This is a genomic window from Amycolatopsis sp. NPDC031561, assembly GCF_055580625.1.
The window spans coordinates 29322-46190 of record NZ_JBVILA010000007.1; the positions used below are offsets into that span (position 1 = coordinate 29322).

At 69.2% G+C, this 16869-nt stretch carries 20 protein-coding genes and 1 tRNA gene; 9 read left to right on the top strand and 12 right to left on the bottom strand.

Annotated elements, in window-relative coordinates; genetic code table 11:
* Positions 1–757: 757 nt before the first annotated feature.
* A tRNA-Ile gene (locus ACZ5IK_RS17030) sits at positions 758–831 on the bottom strand.
* A gap of 246 nt (positions 832–1077) precedes the next feature.
* On the opposite strand from ACZ5IK_RS17030, the gene ACZ5IK_RS17035 reads away from it, so the two are divergent.
* Entirely contained in the window at positions 1078–1239 is a 162-nt protein-coding gene (locus tag ACZ5IK_RS17035) for a hypothetical protein (protein WP_465488535.1), read from the top strand.
* A 21-nt stretch (positions 1240–1260) separates the two neighbouring features.
* Here ACZ5IK_RS17035 and ACZ5IK_RS17040 read toward each other — a convergent pair whose 3' ends face one another.
* The 7 genes from ACZ5IK_RS17040 to ACZ5IK_RS17070 all read right to left on the bottom strand — a co-directional run bounded on the left by ACZ5IK_RS17040 (position 1261) and on the right by ACZ5IK_RS17070 (position 6799).
* Positions 1261–1761, bottom strand: a complete 501-nt coding sequence (locus ACZ5IK_RS17040) for a hypothetical protein (RefSeq protein ID WP_465488536.1) — start codon at positions 1759–1761, stop codon at positions 1261–1263.
* 64 nt (positions 1762–1825) lie between these two features.
* Entirely contained in the window at positions 1826–2590 is a 765-nt protein-coding gene (locus ACZ5IK_RS17045; protein WP_465488537.1) for a polyphosphate polymerase domain-containing protein, read from the bottom strand.
* Positions 2587–3171 carry a DUF4956 domain-containing protein gene (locus ACZ5IK_RS17050; RefSeq protein WP_465488538.1) on the bottom strand — a complete coding sequence of 195 codons (585 nt, stop codon included), beginning with the start codon at positions 3169–3171 and terminating at the stop codon, positions 2587–2589. Before ACZ5IK_RS17050 ends, ACZ5IK_RS17045 begins: the two co-directional genes overlap by 4 nt.
* A 60-nt stretch (positions 3172–3231) precedes the next feature.
* Complete coding sequence (locus tag ACZ5IK_RS17055; protein ID WP_465488539.1) at positions 3232–3894, bottom strand: response regulator transcription factor; 663 nt, start codon at positions 3892–3894, stop codon at positions 3232–3234.
* Complete coding sequence (locus tag ACZ5IK_RS17060) at positions 3891–5282, bottom strand: sensor histidine kinase (protein ID WP_465488540.1); 1392 nt, start codon at positions 5280–5282, stop codon at positions 3891–3893. Before ACZ5IK_RS17060 ends, ACZ5IK_RS17055 begins: the two co-directional genes overlap by 4 nt.
* A gap of 9 nt (positions 5283–5291) precedes the next feature.
* Positions 5292–5579 carry a hypothetical protein gene (locus tag ACZ5IK_RS17065; protein ID WP_465488541.1) on the bottom strand — a complete coding sequence of 96 codons (288 nt, stop codon included), beginning with the start codon at positions 5577–5579 and terminating at the stop codon, positions 5292–5294.
* 71 nt (positions 5580–5650) lie between these two features.
* Positions 5651–6799: a N(5)-(carboxyethyl)ornithine synthase gene (locus ACZ5IK_RS17070; RefSeq protein ID WP_465488542.1), complete on the bottom strand. Its 1149-nt coding sequence runs from the start codon at positions 6797–6799 to the stop codon at positions 5651–5653.
* A 147-nt stretch (positions 6800–6946) separates the two neighbouring features.
* On the opposite strand from ACZ5IK_RS17070, the gene ACZ5IK_RS17075 reads away from it, so the two are divergent.
* Positions 6947–7384 carry a DUF5994 family protein gene (locus ACZ5IK_RS17075; protein WP_465488543.1) on the top strand — a complete coding sequence of 146 codons (438 nt, stop codon included), beginning with the start codon at positions 6947–6949 and terminating at the stop codon, positions 7382–7384.
* A 4-nt stretch (positions 7385–7388) separates the two neighbouring features.
* Here the strand turns inward: ACZ5IK_RS17075 and ACZ5IK_RS17080 are convergent, their stop codons facing one another.
* A complete protein-coding gene (locus ACZ5IK_RS17080) occupies positions 7389–7946 on the bottom strand; it encodes a TetR/AcrR family transcriptional regulator (RefSeq protein WP_465488544.1) in 558 nt (185 codons plus the stop codon).
* A gap of 83 nt (positions 7947–8029) precedes the next feature.
* On the opposite strand from ACZ5IK_RS17080, the gene ACZ5IK_RS17085 reads away from it, so the two are divergent.
* Positions 8030–8779, top strand: a complete 750-nt coding sequence (locus tag ACZ5IK_RS17085) for a DUF4389 domain-containing protein (RefSeq protein ID WP_465488545.1) — start codon at positions 8030–8032, stop codon at positions 8777–8779.
* 54 nt (positions 8780–8833) lie between these two features.
* Here ACZ5IK_RS17085 and ACZ5IK_RS17090 read toward each other — a convergent pair whose 3' ends face one another.
* On the bottom strand, positions 8834–9661 hold the full coding sequence (locus tag ACZ5IK_RS17090; RefSeq protein ID WP_465488546.1) for an SDR family oxidoreductase: 828 nt from the start codon (positions 9659–9661) through the stop codon (positions 8834–8836).
* Between the two features lie 148 nt (positions 9662–9809).
* Here ACZ5IK_RS17090 and ACZ5IK_RS17095 point away from each other — a divergent pair, with 148 nt between their 5' ends.
* The 6 genes from ACZ5IK_RS17095 to ACZ5IK_RS17120 all read left to right on the top strand — a co-directional run bounded on the left by ACZ5IK_RS17095 (position 9810) and on the right by ACZ5IK_RS17120 (position 14178).
* Entirely contained in the window at positions 9810–10955 is a 1146-nt protein-coding gene (locus tag ACZ5IK_RS17095) for a CaiB/BaiF CoA transferase family protein (protein WP_465488547.1), read from the top strand.
* A 59-nt stretch (positions 10956–11014) separates the two neighbouring features.
* A complete protein-coding gene (locus ACZ5IK_RS17100) occupies positions 11015–12193 on the top strand; it encodes an FAD-dependent monooxygenase (RefSeq protein ID WP_465488548.1) in 1179 nt (392 codons plus the stop codon).
* Positions 12194–12346: 153 nt separating this feature from the next.
* Positions 12347–12928 (top strand): RNA polymerase sigma factor, encoded by a 582-nt coding sequence (locus ACZ5IK_RS17105; RefSeq protein WP_465488549.1) that lies wholly within the window; start codon positions 12347–12349, stop codon positions 12926–12928.
* On the top strand, positions 12919–13485 hold the full coding sequence (locus ACZ5IK_RS17110; RefSeq protein ID WP_465488550.1) for an Asp23/Gls24 family envelope stress response protein: 567 nt from the start codon (positions 12919–12921) through the stop codon (positions 13483–13485). Before ACZ5IK_RS17105 ends, ACZ5IK_RS17110 begins: the two co-directional genes overlap by 10 nt.
* On the top strand, positions 13475–13876 hold the full coding sequence (locus ACZ5IK_RS17115) for an Asp23/Gls24 family envelope stress response protein (protein WP_410604330.1): 402 nt from the start codon (positions 13475–13477) through the stop codon (positions 13874–13876). Before ACZ5IK_RS17110 ends, ACZ5IK_RS17115 begins: the two co-directional genes overlap by 11 nt.
* Entirely contained in the window at positions 13873–14178 is a 306-nt protein-coding gene (locus ACZ5IK_RS17120) for a hypothetical protein (protein WP_410604329.1), read from the top strand. Before ACZ5IK_RS17115 ends, ACZ5IK_RS17120 begins: the two co-directional genes overlap by 4 nt.
* A 70-nt stretch (positions 14179–14248) precedes the next feature.
* On the opposite strand, the gene ACZ5IK_RS17125 is transcribed toward ACZ5IK_RS17120, so the two are convergent.
* Complete coding sequence (locus tag ACZ5IK_RS17125) at positions 14249–14920, bottom strand: fasciclin domain-containing protein (RefSeq protein WP_101606175.1); 672 nt, start codon at positions 14918–14920, stop codon at positions 14249–14251.
* Between the two features lie 88 nt (positions 14921–15008).
* Positions 15009–16571, bottom strand: coding sequence for a molybdopterin-dependent oxidoreductase (locus tag ACZ5IK_RS17130; protein WP_465488551.1), 1563 nt, complete (start codon positions 16569–16571; stop codon positions 15009–15011).
* Positions 16572–16869: the final 298 nt, after the last annotated feature.

The window sequence follows — 16869 nt, forward strand, 5'->3', positions numbered from 1 at the left end:
CGAGCTGCCGACCATCGATCCGACGATCAACGCCCTCACCGCGTCTGCTCGACCTTGCGGCGTCCATGCTCTCCACGCTCAAAAGCTCCTTGGGCTAGGTGGGTACCCGGCTGGGCTGCGTCATTCGTAACTACGCTGCCCCAGCGCCTTCCCGGGGTATTTGAAGACCGAGCTGATCTGGGAACGGAACGACGTGCGCGCGGTGCATCGCCCCCGGAGGCCGAGCAGGCCCAAGCACTGACCTATCTGCGTCGCCGCCGATTCTGATACCCGTGGCTGGACTTCGGCCTGCCTGCCGTGCTCGGTGCCACCGGGCTACAGCCGGTCAGTGCCCTGTCAGAACCTGACTGGCAGTGAGGGGGGTCACGAATGCTGTTCTCGCAGATCAGAAAGCTGTCATTTAAGTGACTGAGAGATTCGCGCAAGACGACACGCACCGCCGAAGCCGACTACCCACAGTCGCAGGCGAAGGCGTCAGACGAGTCTCCGGCAATGACGTCAATCCAGAGCTGACCACTTCGTGAGCAGGTATCGACAAGCAACGCACGCGTCCACTACCGCAGGTCCCCACCGCAGCGGTTGTGGCGAGGAAGCAGAAACGCTGCTACGCCACCAACCAGCTCTGCAGAGCACTCCTCCACCTATGAGCACACCGGAGCAAACGGAGACATAACGGAGCCCAGTCGCGATCAACGCCGAGGCGAAAATGCCGCCGAAGGACCAACATTTCTGCAGGTCGGTGGCGATGTTGATGTTGTGGGCCGGGTCGGGCTCGAACCGACGGCCAAGGGATTATGAGTCCCCTGCTCTAACCAACTGAGCTACCGGCCCCAAGGGTGTCCTGACACCTCCGCGGGAGCCGTCCCAGCCCGATCAGCGGGTTTGCTAACGCACAGAAGTCCCAGTTCGCTCCAAGTTATCACAGCGCTCACCTGCCGCGATCGCCTAGGCCAAACAGCTGGTTTCCAGTACAGGACGGGTTCGGCTCGTCTAGGTTGCAGGGACCAACGCCGAGCGGCTCACGCTCACCATCAAGATGGGCACCGGTATCTCGCCCATCGGGGCAGGGAGGCGCTCGTGGCGAATTCGATCGCCATCGGGCTCGGTGTCGTGGCGGTCATCGGCGCCGCGTTGTCACTGAGGGCGAGCATCCGGGTACTGCGGCGGGCCCGTCTCCACCTCGACACGATCTTCGCCGAAGAACTGGACGACCGGCCGTCGCCGCGACCCCGGCAGTGATCGCCGGTCCTCTTTGGACAGTCAGCTGCCCGAGCCCGAGCCACCACCCGGAAGGCCCGGAAGAGTCGGGCTCGTGGTCGGCACCGGGGTCGTCGTGGGCGGTAACTGCGTGGTCGGCGGAGTCGTCTTCGTCGGTGTCGCAGTGGTCGGCGGCGAAACCGGCCCACCGTAGGCCGCGAAGCTGAACCAGATCGCCCCGCCCGCCTTCGGCGTGGTCTGGTTGAACATCGCCCGCACCTGGAACGTCGTCGCCGTGTACGAACCCTGCACCGTGTTCAGCATGTACGCGTTGAACTGGCCCGGCGTGTTCGCCGACACCACCACCGCGGCCGGGACCGCGCCCAGCGCGTGCGGCACGGTGCACATCCCGGCGCCGTCGGTCACGCACGACGTCTCCGCGGCCTGCACGCTCGGCGTGGGCGACGGGCCGACGGCCCCGGACGTCCCGGCGAACACCGTGCCCGCGGCCGCCGCGACGGCCAGCCCAGCGGCCGCGAGCGCGACCTTGTCCCTCGTTTTCATGCTCACCCTCCCTCGTTCGGGCCGGATGGCCCAACAGCAGGGGTCGGCCGCCGCGCCGCGATCGTTACGCCACCCCGAGCCGCCGCAGCGCCGGTCGCCACCGGTTCCCGCCGGTCGCCAGCCCCAGCGCCACCAGGCCGGCGCAGTACTTGCTCACCGACTGCTCGCGGATCCGCAGTTTCGCCAGCGCCTCGGTGACGCTGTTGCGCTCGGAAGCCGACTTCACCTCCAGCAGCACCAAATCACCCCCGGCGGCGAGGCTCCGCGAACCCGAACGCCAGACCAGCGACGTGTCGCAGGTGATCCGGGTGTCGGCGGTGACGAGGGTGGTCCGCCGGTAGTCGGTGACCAGCGCGGGGGTCAGCGGCCGGGGCGCGGGACGGCCGTAAGCGGCGGTGAGGGCGTCGTCGAGGAACGCCAGCGCGGGCGCGGTCAGGCCGTGCGCCGACCCGGCCGGATGCGGGCGGCGGACCTTGACCGTCTCGTCCCGCCGTCCGCTGACCTTGAGTTCACAGTAGGTGTCGGCCGAGTCGGTGTAGGTGCGCGTGCGGATCTTGAACCGGCGCCGCCGATCTTGCCGGTGCGCGCGGAAGATCGCGAGATCCGGCGTGTCGAAATAGGTCGACGAGTAGCCGAACACCCGCTGCCCGTCGATCTCCAGGCACCGTGACGACAGCGCCTCCATGACGGCCAGGAAGTCGTTGAGCGGCAGGACGTACTTCCGGTCCGTGCGGCTCATCAACCCGCTCGTGGCGACGACTTCGGCCAGCGACAGCGAAGGAAGCCCTTTGGCCACCGCCGCGACGGTGGCCGTTCCGCGCCCGCTCACCGGTGACCCGCCGGAGCACCGTGGACGACCGGGGTGGCGTCCGGCCGGAACCGGACGTCGACGACGGTGACCTCGCGGACATAGTCCACTTCGGACACGGTGTGCCGCACGATCGTTCCGCCGAGCCGTGCCCGCAGTTCCATCAGCATGGTCTGTTCGTCGGGATACACGGTGTCGAGCACGACCGTCCGCCGCTGCGGTCCGCGCGTGCGCGAGGGGTGGTCGGCGACGTACATGACGGCGAGCAGCAGGACATTGAAAACCGCGACGATCCGCCAGTCCGCGGACGGCAGCCCGTTCACCAACCCCAGTACCAGCGCGACGAAGTAGTACGCGACCTCCTGCTGGCTGATCGAATCGGACCGCAGGCGGATGATCGACAGTACTCCGAACAGGCCGAGCCCGAGCGCGCTCGCGGTCGACACGGAAAGCAGCACGGCGACCGAAACGCAGACGCCGACGTTCAGCGCGAGGTAGGCGCAGGCGAGGTCACCGCGGTGGTGGCGACGGGCGTAGATGCCGTAGGCGAGGATGACGGCGGCGACGAGGTCGACGGCGAGATGAAGCAGGGTCGTGGTCATGGGAACCACTGTGCCGCCGGGAAAAGAGACCGTCGTGAGAGCCGGATGAGAACCGTCTCATCAGGACTCACCGAGCCGGTAACCCATCCCCCGCACGGTTTCGATCCGCTCGACGCCGATCTTGCCGCGCAGGTAACGGATGTAGACGTCCACCACGTTCGAGCCGGGGTCGAAATCGAGACCCCAGACCCCGCCGAGCAGCTGCTCGCGGGACAGGACCTGGCCGCGGTTGCGCAGCAGCGTCTCCAGCAGCGCGAACTCGCGAGCGGTGAGGTCCTTCTCCTCCCCCGCCACCGAAGCCTTCCGCGTGCGGAGGTCGAGCGAGAGGTCCCCGGCGCGCAGCACCGCCGGTTCGGCTTCGGGATTTCCCCGCAGCCGCAACCGGATCCGGGCCAGCAGTTCCTCGAACGCGAACGGTTTGGCCAGGTAGTCGTCGGCGCCGCCGGACAGCCCGGCGACCCGGTCGACGACGCTGTCCCGCGCGGTCAGGATGATCACCGGCACCGTCCGGCCCGCCGCGCGCAAGGCGCGCAACAGATCCGAACCGTCGAGATCCGGGAGCCCGAGATCGAGCACGACCAGATCGTGCGCGCCGGTCAACGCCTCGGTCAGCCCCTCGGAGCCGGTCTTGACCCAGCGGGTCGCGAAACCCTGTGCCCGCAGGCCCTTCTCGACGAACGCGCCGATCCGCGCGGAGTCCTCCACCACCAGCACACTGGTCACCGGTCCGCCCCTTCCTCGACAGGGATCTCCATGGTGAACCGCGCGCCTTCGCCAGGCACGGTGTCGAGCAGGACGCGGCCGCCGTGCGCCTCGGCGATCGCGGCGACGATCGCCAGGCCGAGTCCGGCGCCGTCGTCGCCGCTCGAGTTGCTGCCGCGTTTGAACCGTTCGAAGATCCGGCTCCTCGAATCAGGCGGCACGCCTTCGCCGGTGTCGCGGACCCAGAGCCGCGCCGCCGTCGCGGTGACCTCCGAGCCGAGGGCGATCTCCTGGCCCGACGAAGTGTGCCGGACGGCGTTGGAGACCAGTTGCAGCAGGGCTTGCGTGAGCCGCTGCCCGTCCGCGCGGACGGTCACCTCGGCGACGGCGTCCAGCCGCCAGGCTCGGTCGGCCAGCGGGCGGGACTTGGCGAGCGTCTCGACGGTGAGATCGGCGAGGTCGGTATCGCCGGGCGAAAGAAAGTCAGGGCTGCCGGATTTCGCGAGGATCAGCAGGTCGTCCACGATCCGTTGCATCCGCCCGAGTTCGTCGAGGACCAGATGCCGCGTGGCCGCGTTCTCCTCGGGGTCGTCACCCATCAATTCGAGGTGACCGCGGACGATCGTGATCGGCGTGCGCAGTTCGTGCCCGGCGTCGTCGATGAAGTCGCGCTGCCCGGCGAAGGCGCTTTCGAGCCGGTCCAGCATGGTGTTGAAGGTGCGCCCCAGCGCGGCGACATCGTCCGAGCCGCGGACCTCGATCCGGCGTGAAAGATCGGTCTCCCCGATCTGTTCCGCGGCGAGGCGGACCTCCCGCACCGGCGCGAGGATGCGGCCCGCGACCAGCCAGCCGATCAGCCCGGCCAGTACCAGCGCGGCGCCGGACATCGCGGCCATGACGCCGACGACGTCGTTGATCTCGCCCGCGGCGTGGTCGACGAACTCGACGATCACCAGCGCGCCGCGGCCCGGCGAGCCCTCGATGGTCACCGGGACGACACCGTAGCGCGCGGATCCGACAGCGGTGGTGACCGTGCCGTACGCCGGGCTCGTGGCCCGGGACAGCTCGGCGGCGAACTTCGGGTCGGTGTCGAGGCGGACCGGCGGCTCGATCGCGCTCCTCCTCGACGCGGCGCCGTCGACGATCGAGAAGAACGTCTCGTACTTCTCGGGCAGATTCCGTTCCAGGTGACGGCCGAGGATCGCCTCGACGGTGGCGGGCTGCCCGGCGGGCCGGGCGTCCGGCGACGCCAGGAAGGCCCTGAGTTTGCCCGTCTCGTGCGCGATCTCGTTGTCGAGCCGCTGGTCGAGCTGGTTGTGCAGGACGGTGCGGGTCGCCAGCAGCGAGCCGGCGAGTGCGAGCAGGACGACCAGCAGGACCCACGCGAGGATCCGGGCGCGGGCGCTCATCGGCCCCGCTCAGTCGTCGAGGTCGAAGTCGAAGTGGTCGTCACCGTCATGGTCATGGTCATGGTCATGGTCATGGTCATCATCGAGGTCGTCGTCGTGCCCGGCCAGCCGGGGCGGGACGACGGCGGGCGGGGCGCCGCCCTCCCCCGGTCCGGTGACGGCCTGTCCGGCGGGGGCGACGACCGCCGGGCCGAGGTCGGGCGGCGCGGCGGCGGTGGCCGCGATGACGGCGAACGTGCCGGTGGCCGCCACCACGACGGCGGCGACCCCGGCCAGGACGAAGATTCGGACTCGCATAGCACCCAGGTTGCCCGGCGCGGGTGATACGCCGATGAGGACTCGATGAGAACTTTCTCATCGAGCCGGGCTCACAGACGCGCGTGCGGGTACTCCGGCGAACGGTCTTGGAAGGACAGGATGTCGGTGTTCCGGATCGTGCCCGCGCTGATCTCGACGGCGCGGTCGAGCGTTTCGTCGGTGGCCCAGGCGGAGGGTCCGCCGAGCATCCGCTTCAGATGCGGCAGCAGCGCGCCGCTGATCTCCCAGGTGGCGGAGTCCCAGAGATAGGACGGGCTGTGGTCGACGGCGTAGTAGGTGACACCCTCGACCGCGAAGGTCGGCTCGGTGAACGTCGTCGGCTTCGCCCAGCTGAAACCCATTGCCTCGTCACAGGAAACGTCGACGACGAGACTTCCGGGCCTGAACCCGGCGAGATCTTCTTCCTTGAGGAACATCAACGGGGCCTTGGGATCCTGCAGCACGCAGTTGACGACGATGTCGTGCCCCACGAGGAAGTCCGACAGCGGTACGCGGCCGGTCTCGGTGATGGCGTGGCTGCGGCGGAGATCGGCCGGTCCGTTCAGGTCGTGGTCGAGGTGCACGATGTTCGCGGAATGGATCGGCGAACCGACCGCGGTGACGCCGCGGTGGGTGAGCACGTGCACGTCGTGGATCCCGTGGGCGTTCAGCGCCGTCACCGAACCCCGCGCGGTCGCCCCGAAGCCGATCACGACGGCGCGGAGGCGTCGGCCGTAGTCGCCGGTCGAACCGATCAGCTGCAACGCGTGCAGCACCGAGCAGTAGCCCGCCAGTTCGTTGTTCTTGTGGAAGACGTGCAAGCCGAACGAACCGTCGCCGCGCCAGTGGTTCATCGCTTCGAAGGCGACGAGCGTCAGCTTCCGGTCGATGGCCAGCTGGGTGAGCTTGTCGTCCTGGACGCAGTGCGGCCAGCCCCACAGGATCTGTCCCGGCCGGAGTTCGGCCAGATCGTCCGCGAGCGGTTTGGCCAGGAGGATGATGTCGCATTCCGCGATGAGCCATTCCCGTGACCGCAGACCGGCCACGAGCAGCACCAGATCCTCGTCCGGGATGCCGAAGCGCTCGCCGTAGCCGTGTTCGAGGTAGATGCGTTTCCGGAGTTCCGGGTCGATCCGTTCGAGATGGCGCGGGTGGATCGGAAGCCGCCACTCGTTTTCTTTGCGAGAGCGGGAGATGACGCCGAGAGTGAGCTGGTCCACGTGGGCCCCTTAGCTAGACCACAGTCTAAGCACAAAGACCGCGACCAGCGTAAACTCGGGCTGTCCGAGAGCATTTCGCGCGTGGGCGGTCGAGCTCACGTCGTCCTCGGCGCATCCGGGCCGTTCGGCCTGGGACGGAGTACCGCCATGACGGTCCCGCAGACGAACACCCTTGACCATCCGAAGCACGTCGCCCGCTTGCGCTTGAAGCCCAAAGCGCCCTCCACCGGCTATGTCGACGGCGCCTGGTGGCCCGCTTCCCGTGATCTGGCCGTCGAACTGCCGTCCCTGCTGGTGGTGCTGGCCGTCCAGCTCGACCACATCGAGCGGGTGACCTACCACCTCGAGGCCTGGCCACCCGCTCCCCGGCGGCTCGTCGTCGAAAGCGGCGACGTCCGGCTCGAAGGGTTCCGTTCGCAGCACGCCCACACCTTGACGGTGATCGGCACCGGGGGCAGGCGGCGGCTGACCTTGCTGGTCGTCCCGCCGGAGACCGAACCGGATCTCGCGCACCACCTGCTGATGACCGCCGCGCACCGGGACAGCGTCGACGACATCGAGACTCTGCTCGCCTCTCGCGAATGACCTGCTAGACGAGTGCGGCGAGTCCGTCGAGAACGCGGTCGATCCCCCACCGGAAGCGCTCGCTCTCGGTCTCGGCGGCTTCCGGGCCTTCGAAGGCGACCGAACCGAGGATGTGCACGTTGACCAGGTGTGACGCCTGGACGGCCGCCTCCTCGCCGAGTCCCGCCTCAGCGAGGATGGACAGCAGGGTCCCGGCGATCCCGCGCGCGTTCGGGCCGTCGAGCGGGTGACCGAGCATCAGGTACACCGAGCCGGGATGGGCGCGGAGCTCCGACCGCAGTTCGAGGGCGAAAGCCCGGACTCGATCCCGCCAAGGGAGCGACGGATCGGTGAACCGGTCGTGCTCGACGCGGCCGAGCAGTTGTTCCGCCATCCCCCGGAGAACCGAGGCCTTGTCGGGAAAGTAGGTGTAGACGGCGTTCGGCGCGACGGAGACGCGGGTCGCGATGCCGCGGACGGTGACCCCGTCCATGCCTCGCTCGGCGAGCAGGGCGAGAGCCGCGTCGAGGATGGCTTGTTCGCTGAGCGTCCGCCGGGGACCCGGGCGGGCTTTGCCGGTCATGGTTCCTCCGCGTATGTGCCTATCGGAACATCTCTGAACAGCGTACAGTAATTGTACGACGTACAGAATTAGAGGCGAGTGCCATGACCGCAACGGCTCCACGGCATCCGGGCATCCCCGGCCGGCCCTACCCGGTCCAGGTCAGGGCAGTACTGGACGAGCCGGTGTCACGCTGGCTGTGGCTGGTGAAATGGCTGCTGATCGTGCCGCACGTCCTGGTGCTGATGGCGCTTTGGGTGGCCTCGTCGCTGCTCGGGATCGTCGCGCTGGTCGCGATCGTGATCACCGCCCGGTATCCCCGGCCGCTCTTCGAGTTCAACCTCGGGGTGATGCGCTGGAGCTGGCGCGTGACGTACTACTCCTACGGCGCGCTCGGCACCGACCGCTACCCGCCGTTCAGCCTCGGCGAACAGCCGGACTATCCGGCGACGCTCGACGTCGAGTATCCCGAGCGGCTTTCCCGCGGGCTCGCGCTCGTGAAGTGGTGGCTCCTGGCCATCCCGCACTATCTCGTGCTCGCGGTCCTGTTCGGCGGCGGCACGTGGTTCACGTGGCGACTCGGCGACGACGGCTGGGCTTGGGGCGGCAGCCTGATCGGTGTACTCGTGCTGATCGCCGCGCTCGCGCTGACCTTCACTGGGACCTATCCCCGCCCGCTCTTCGACCTCATCGTCGGGATCCAGCGCTGGGCACTGCGGGTCGCCGGCTACACCGCGCTGATGACCGACCGCTATCCACCGTTCCGGCTCGACCTCGGCGGCAGCGAGCCGGGCGATCCGAAACCGGTGGACGTCACCGAAACACCCGTACCCGCGGGCCATCCCGGGCCATGAGGCAGGCGGTGAAGGCACTTCCGTCGTCGCGGAAGTGCCTTCACCGCGCCTGGCTCATTTGAACGCCGCCGCGTTCCGCCCCGCCCAGTCGGCGAAGGTCCGCCCCGGCCGTCCGAGCACCCGCTCGACGTCGGGGCTGACCCGCCGCTCGTCCTCCGTCGGCCTGCCGAGGATGGCGAGCGTGGCCTCGACGACGACCGGCGGCATGAACGCCGACATCGCGGCGCGAGCCTCTTCTTCGGCCAGTTCGGCGAACCGCACCGGCTCGCCCAGCGCGTCGCCGAGGGCCGCCGCCTGCTCCCTGGGCGAGATCGGCTCGGGTCCGGTCAGCACGTAGGTCTGTCCACTGTGGCCTGATTCCCGCAAGACGGCCGCCGCGACGTCGGCGATGTCGGCCGGGTCGATCACCGGCAGCGCGACGTCGCCGAACGGCGCGGCGAGGGCCCGGTCGGCACGGATCGCCGGTGCCCACTGGAAAGCGTTGCTGGCGAAGCCTCCCGGCCGCAGCACCGTCCATTCCAGACCGGACGCCTTGACCGCATCTTCGAACGCAGGCGCGTGCCGTCCGCTCCCGACGCCTTGGGAGGACAGCAGCACGATCCGCCGTACCCCGGCTTCCCGTGCCGCCGCGACGACGTCCGCGACGTCACCGCCCGCCGCCAGGAATTCCCCCGACGTCAGAAGGAATGCCCGGTCCGCACCCTCGAAAACCGGATTCAGGTCTCCGGGCACCGCGAGATCGGCCCGCACCGTCCGCACGCCGTCCGGCACGTCCGCCGCCGAGATCCGGCGCGACACCGCCGTCACCTCTTCCCCTGCCGCGGCAAGGGTTTTCACCAGCCGCCGTCCTACGTTCCCGGTCGCTCCGGTCACCACGATCATGGTCGCTCCTCGGTTCGCTTTTCGTTGACGCGACCGAAGCTACCTTCCTGGGGATAGTAGGTACCTAGAGGAAAGTATTGGGAAAACCGGCCTTTCGTGAGCGCGATCACAACTTCGAAGACGCGAGCGGCCGCTTAGGGTCGGGTCCATGCCCGACACCGCACTCGGCCCGCTGCGCGTCCTCGACTTCTCGCGGGTGCTCGCCGGCCCGTTCGCCACCATGCTGCTGGCCGACCTCGGCGCGACGGTGGTCAAGGTCGAGCGGCCGGGCACCGGCGACGATACCCGCAGCTGGGGGCCGCCCTACGACGCCGCGGGCCAGGCTACGTACTTCCAGTCGGTGAACCGGAACAAGACGAGTGTGGCGCTGGACCTCGGCGATCCGGACGATCTCGCGAAGGCCCGCGCGCTCGCGCTGGAGGCCGACGTCGTGGTCGAGAACTTCCGGCCCGGCGTGATGGACCGCCTCGGCCTGGGCCCGGAGACCCTGCGAGCGGCGAACCCATGCCTGGTTTATTGCTCCGTCACGGGTTTCGGTTCCGGCGGTGGCGCCGCGCTGCCCGGCTACGACCTGCTCATCCAGGCCGTCGGCGGGCTGATGAGCATCACCGGCGACCCCGCGGGCGAGCCGCAGAAGGTCGGCGTCGCGCTCGTCGACGTGCTGGCCGGGCTGTTCGCGAGCGTCGGCGTCCTCGCCGCCCTGCGCCACCGCGACCGGACCGGGCAGGGGCAGCTCGTCGAGATCGACCTGCTGTCCAGTCTGCTCGCCGCGCTGGTCAACCAGGGCAGCGCGTACACCTCGGGCGGGGCGGTCCCGGCGCGGATGGGTAACCGGCACCCCAGCATCGCGCCGTACGAACTCGTCCCCTGCGCCGATCACGAACTCGCGCTCGCCGTCGGCAACGACCGGCAGTTCGCGGCGTTGTGCGAGGTCATCGGCCTGCCGGAACTCGCGGACCAGGCCAGGTTCGCGACCAATCCGGCGCGGGTCGAGCACCGCGCCGAACTCCGCGCGCTACTGGAGGAGCACCTCGGCCGCCGTCCGGCCGCCGACTGGGCCGCGGACCTGAGCGCCGCCGGGGTGCCCGCCGGGGAGGTCAACGACGTCGCGGGCGCGTTCGCCCTCGCGGAACGGCTCGGCCTGAACCCGACCGTCGACCTCCCCCGGCCCGACGGCACCTCCGTCCGGCTGACCCGCAACCCGATCGGGTTGTCCGCGACGCCGCCCCGGTACGAGAGCGCGCCGCCGGACGACCCCGGGCAACTCACCCTCCCCCTGCCTGGCTGGAGCTGACGGACGGCCGTCAGCGGACCGTCAGCGCTTCGTCAACATCGGCCGCGAAGCTCCTGGCCATGACGAACAGGACAGTCCTCATCTCCGGCGCAAGCATCGCCGGACCCGCGCTCGCTTTCTGGCTCTCCCGCCAGGGCTACGCGGTCACCGTCGTCGAACGGTCGGCGGAACTCCGCACCGGCGGCCAGGCGGTCGACTTCAAGGGCGCCACCCATCGCGCCGTGCTGGAGCGGATGGGGATCCTCGACGAGGTGTACCGGCGCCAGACCGGCGGGCACGACCAGACCATCATCGACGCCACGGAACGGCCGCTGGCGGTCATGCCCGGCGAGTTCACCGGCGGCGACGTCGAGATCCGGCGCGGCGACCTGTCCGAGATCCTCTACGAACGGACCGCTCAGGACTGCGAGTACGTCTTCGGCGACTCCATCACCTCGCTGACCGAGACGGCCGACGGCGTCGATGTCACCTTCGAACGCGGCGCGCCGAGGCGGTTCGATCTCGTCTTCGGCGCGGACGGCATCCACTCGACCGTGCGACGGCTGGCGTTCGGCCCGGAGGCCGACTACGTCAAGCACCTCGGCCACTACTACGCCCTGGTCGAGACCGGCGAAGGTGACGATTTCCGCGGCCCGGGCGGCACCTCGGTCATGTACAACGAGCCCGGTCGTCTCGCCGCCACCGGCGGGCCCAAGGCCTCCGCGTTCTTCGTCTTCGCCTCCCCCGAGATCGCCTACGACCGGTACGACACCGACCAGCAGAAGAAGATCCTGTCCGGCGCGTTCGCCGACGGCGGCTGGCGGCTGCCCGAACTGATGGAGGCGGTGAAGCGGTCGGACGACGTCTACCTGGACTCGATCAGCCGCGTGACGATGGAGACCTACTCCACCGGCCGCGTCGCGCTCATCGGCGATTCGGCCTACGGCAACACGTTGGGCGGCTTCGGCACCGGGCTCGCGATCGTGGCCGCGTACGTCATCGCGGGTGAGCTCGCGTCGGCGAACGGCGACCACGAGGTGGCGTTCCGGCGGTACGAGGAGAAGTTCCGCGGTTACGCCAAGATCGCTCGCAGCGCCAACGCGGGCCCGTTCCTCGCGCCGCCGACGAAACTGCGGATGAGCCTGCGCAACCAGATGTTCCGGCGGCCGTTCGTGCTGCGCTGCATGCTGTGGGTGACCGACAAGCTCGCGACCGACATCGACCTGGAGGACTACCCCGCGCTCGCGTACCGTGCGTGACCACCTGACTTCGGCGTGCGCTGTCCGCTGTGACGTGGTCGGCTGGACCGGGTTTCCCGCGTGACGTTTCCGGGGAAGACGTGTCTTACGGGAGTCACCCGAGAAGGTGGCGTGAAGGGAGCTTCGGATGGCGTCACTGCACAGGTGCGCTGGATGACGACGTCAGCGAGAGACGACGCACCGGCCGCCGGCGAGACGATGCTGGACGACGCCACGCTGGTGGCGCGGGCCCGTGACGGCGAGATCCGCGCGTACGAGCAGCTCGTCCTGCGGTTCCAAGGGCCGATGTACCGGCTGGCGCTGCGGATGCTGGGGAACAAGGGGGATGCCGAGGACGTCGTCCAAGAGGTGTTCCTCCTCGCCTGGCGGCGGCTCGACCAGCTGCAGGAGGACGCGGCGTTCGTCGGCTGGCTCTACCGGATGACGACCAACCGGTGCCTCAATGTGATCCGCGCCAGGAAACCGGTGGCCGACGTCGAACTCGACCTGCGGGAGTCCGAAGGGTCGGCCGGACGGCCGGACCGCGCCGCGGAGACCAGCGCGCAGATGACGGCGCTGACCGGGGCACTGGACCAGCTGACCGCCGAGCAACGGGCCTGCTGGCTGTTGCGCGAGGTCCACGGCCGTTCCTACGAAGAGATCGCGAAGGCGATCGGGGCGACCACCACCGCGGTGCGGGGACGCATCGCGCGAGCACGAGCACAGTTGGCGGAGGTGATGGCGCCATGGCGATGAACCACGCGACTCAGGACTACTTGCTCCCGTGCGGCAGGGACGTCGAACAGGTCTGGGAACGACTCGACGAGGTCGACGCCGGCCGCGCGGACACGCACGAACTCGACTGCCCGCACTGCCGGGCGACCCGCGAAAGCCTCCGGGTGCTGCGCGGGTTGACCAGGGAACTGGCCGACGACGACGCCGAGCCGTCACCGGACCTCGCGAGCCGGATCATGTCCGCTGTCCGCGCCGAAGTGCGGCGCCGGGACCTGGTGCCGCTGGCCAGCCCCGAGCCCGGCGAGGTACAGGTGAGCGATCAGGCGGTCGCGGCGGTGCTGCGGTTCGCCGCGGACTCCGTCGACGGCGTCCGCGCCCGGCACTGCCGGGTCCAGCGCTCACCGGAAGACACCGACGCGCTGGCCGTGGACGTGGAACTGAGCCTCGCGATCGCGCATGATTTCGACGGTGACTCGCTGGACGTGGTCCGGGAGCGGGTCACGGCGGCGGCGGGCGCCAGGATCGGTCTCCGCCTGGCGCGGCTCGATCTCGTGGTGGAGGACATCTATGACGCGTGAGCAGGCACCGGCCGGGCAGCTGGTCGAAACGGTGATCTCCCCGCCGGTGATCGCGGCGGTCGCCGCGCACGCCGCGGCGAAGGTCCCCGGCGTGGTGCGCCTGGAACCCGGGTTGCGCGGACTGGCGGGCTCGCTGACCCGGATCGCGCGGCAGCGGATCAAGGGCCTCGAACCGGCGCCGACCGAAGGGGTCCGCGCGTTCCTCGATCACGATCCGCCCGGGGTGCGGGTGGAGATCGACGTTTCGCTCTCCGGGCTGGACCAGGCAGCGGCGACCGCGCAGGCGGTGCAGCGTGCCGTCAGCCGGGCGGTCACCGAGGCGACCGGGCTCACCCCGTCGGCCGTCTCGGTGTCCATTTTGGACATCGAAATCCGTGGAGGACTGTTGTGACCGCACGTTCCGAACTGACCGCGTCGCTGCTGAGCACGCTCCGAGACATCCCCGGGTTGCGCGCGGCGACACCGTCCACCACGGCCGCCGCCTCGGCGGTGCCGTGGGATCTCGACGTGATGGCCGTCGACATCTCCGAGCACGTCGTCGAGATCCGCGTCGTCGCGCTGGAGGTGCCGATCCCGCCGCTGACGGAGGTCGCCGGCGCCGCGTTGCGCGCCGTGCTGACCGGAACCCCTTGGGAGAACGCGAGCCTGCGCCTCGTGGTGACCGACGTGGACGCCGCCGCGCTCGTTCCCTGACCTTCCTGGCACACGACGATCGCGGTGGCCGCGCCCGAGGGCGTGGCCACCGCGATCGTCGTGTGGGGACCTAGTTCTTGTTGGTACCCGGGGTCATCACCTTGTCGATGACGAACACGGTGGCGTTCTTGGTGGGGATGTTGCCGCATAGGATCTTGGCGCCGTTGACGGTCATGTTGTCACCGGTACCCTCGATCTTGAGCGGGCCGCCCGCGGTGTTCAGGCTCTCCAGCGTCTTGGCCGACTCCAGACCCTTGGCGTCGTAACGCTTGCCGACGACGTGGTACTGCAGGATCGGGGCCAGCTCGGCCGGCTTGCCCGCCAGCTCGTTGAACTTCGCGTCGCCGAGGGCGGCGAAGGCCGGGTCCGCCGGGGCGAACACGGTGATGGCCTGCTGGCTGTTGAGCGTGTCGACCAGGTCGGTGGCCTTGACCGCGGCGACCAGCTTGGTCAGCAGCGGGTTGGTCGACGCGGCGCTGGCGACCGGCTGCGGGCCCATCGAGTCCAGCGAACCGGGCGAGCTGCCCTGCGGCAGCTGCGAACAGGCCGGGCCGAACACGTCGGCGTTGGTGGTGACGCCGTCACCGGAGGCGGCGCTGGACATCGGGGCGGACATCGAGCTCGAAGGCGCCGGGGCACTGCTGGAGCCGCCCGCCGAGGGGGTGTCGTTGCTGCTGCAGGCGGTCAGGGCCAGTGCGGCGACCGCGGTGAAACCGATTCCTGCGACGCGAAGCTTGCTCACGGAAAATCACTCCATTTGTTTTTCGGACTCTTACCGGGTATTCGGAACTGCTGCGAAATCGGATTGCCACTCTTTCGGGTGACGCCGATCACCGTGTGGTGAAACTGATGACGTGCCAGCCCGTCGCACCGTCCGGAACGGTTCCGGCACGCGCGTCGGTCTGGGTGTAGCCGGATTTGTCGACCGCGCGGACGGTGACCTGGTGACTGCCCGCCGGAACGTCGAATTCGGTCCACCACATACGCCAGGTGTTGAGACCCACCTCGCGGGAAAGCGTTGCGGGCTGCCAATTCCCGTTCGCGCCGAGCCGGACCTCGACCCGCTCGACACCGGTGCGCTGCGCCCAGGCGACACCCGAGATCCGGACCTTGCCGGCGGGTACCGTTTCGAATCCTTTCGGACTGTCGATCCTGGACTGCGTTTTGATCGGGGCCTGTTCGCCCCAGCCGCGATCGAGCCAGTACGCGCGGCGCGCTTTCCAGGTGGTGATCTCCAGGTCCTTGACCCATTTCGTCGCCGAAACATAGCCATAGAGACCCGGGATGACCATTCGGGCGGGAAAACCGTGTTCGACCGGCAACGGTTCCCCGTTCATCCCGATCGCCAGCATCGCGCCCCGCTCCGGGTCGAGCGCGGCCACGACCGGGCTGCCCGCCGTCCAGCCGTCGACGCTGGTGGAGAAGATCTGCTCGGCACCGGGAAGAACGTCGGCCTCCCGCAACAGATCCCCGAGGTCCACGCCGATGAAGTTCGCCGTGGAGACGTAGGTCCCGCCGACCTCGTTGGACACGCACGTCATGGTGATCGTGCGCTCGATCAGCGGGCGGTTCCGGATGTCGTCGTAGCTGAACCGCTTTTCGTTGCGCACCATCCCGTGCAGCCGGAGACTCCAGTCCTCGGCCCGGACTTGCGGCACCGACAACGCGGTGTCCACGCGGTAGAAGTCACGGTTCGAGGTGAGGAACGTCGGCGTGCCCAGTTTGGCGAAATCCGCGTCGGCCGGGATCGGCGGCGCCGGCGCGGCGGGCACCAGCCGTCCGATGGCTTCCCGGGAAGACTCGGCGTCTCGCGTCCCGGAGATCAGTTGCCCACCGGCACCGGCCGCACCGGCGGCCACGACAGCCCCGGCTCCGGCCAGCAACACGGACCGGCGAGACGGAGCCCCGCCAGGGGTGTCATCGGTGACGCGCGACCTGGCCGCGGCCAGCCGGTGCAGCCAGAAGAAGACGCCGACTCCGGCGATCAGACTGGCCAGCGGCGCGAGCATGGCCACCGCGGAGAGGTCGGGCCGCTGCGACACGGCGAAACCGCCCAGCAACCCGAAGGCCGCGATCAGCACGATCCCCGGAACGGGTGACCGGCGCGAGGCGATCCCCGCCGCCGCGGCGGCGAGCACCATCACCACGGCCATCCCGCCGAGCAGCACGAGCTTGTCGTAGACCCCGAACGTCCGGACCGCGAAGTCCTTCAGTTCCACCGGGGTCAGGTCGATCGCCCCGTTGCCGACCGCCAGGTACGGCGAGGCGTTGAGGCTGATGAACCCGGCCACCAGGTGTCCGGCCGCCAGTGCCGCGGCGAGGGCCACGACACCGATCAGCGCCGCCCCGAAGAAGGGGAGGCGCGGTTCCCGATCGGCTCGCGAAGTCTTCATGCCGGGTATTCGTGGCCGATGGCGGAACGGACTGGTTTTCTTTTCCTGTAAGGAAAATCGCTGATTTCACAACGGGCGTCACCCGGTATTCGTGGCGGAGGCGCCCGCGGACAGGTCACAAAAGGGACACGGTCCCTGAAGTCCACAGTGGACGTGCGCTCTGGAGCGCGTCGCGAGGGGGTTGTCCGCCTGCCCACGCGCCTGCTTCGGGTGTCGCGAAAGCCACTTTCGGGACGTCTGGTGTCCCGAAAGTGGCTTTCGCGACACCCGGGTTCTCTTGAGGGGTAATGCAAACGTG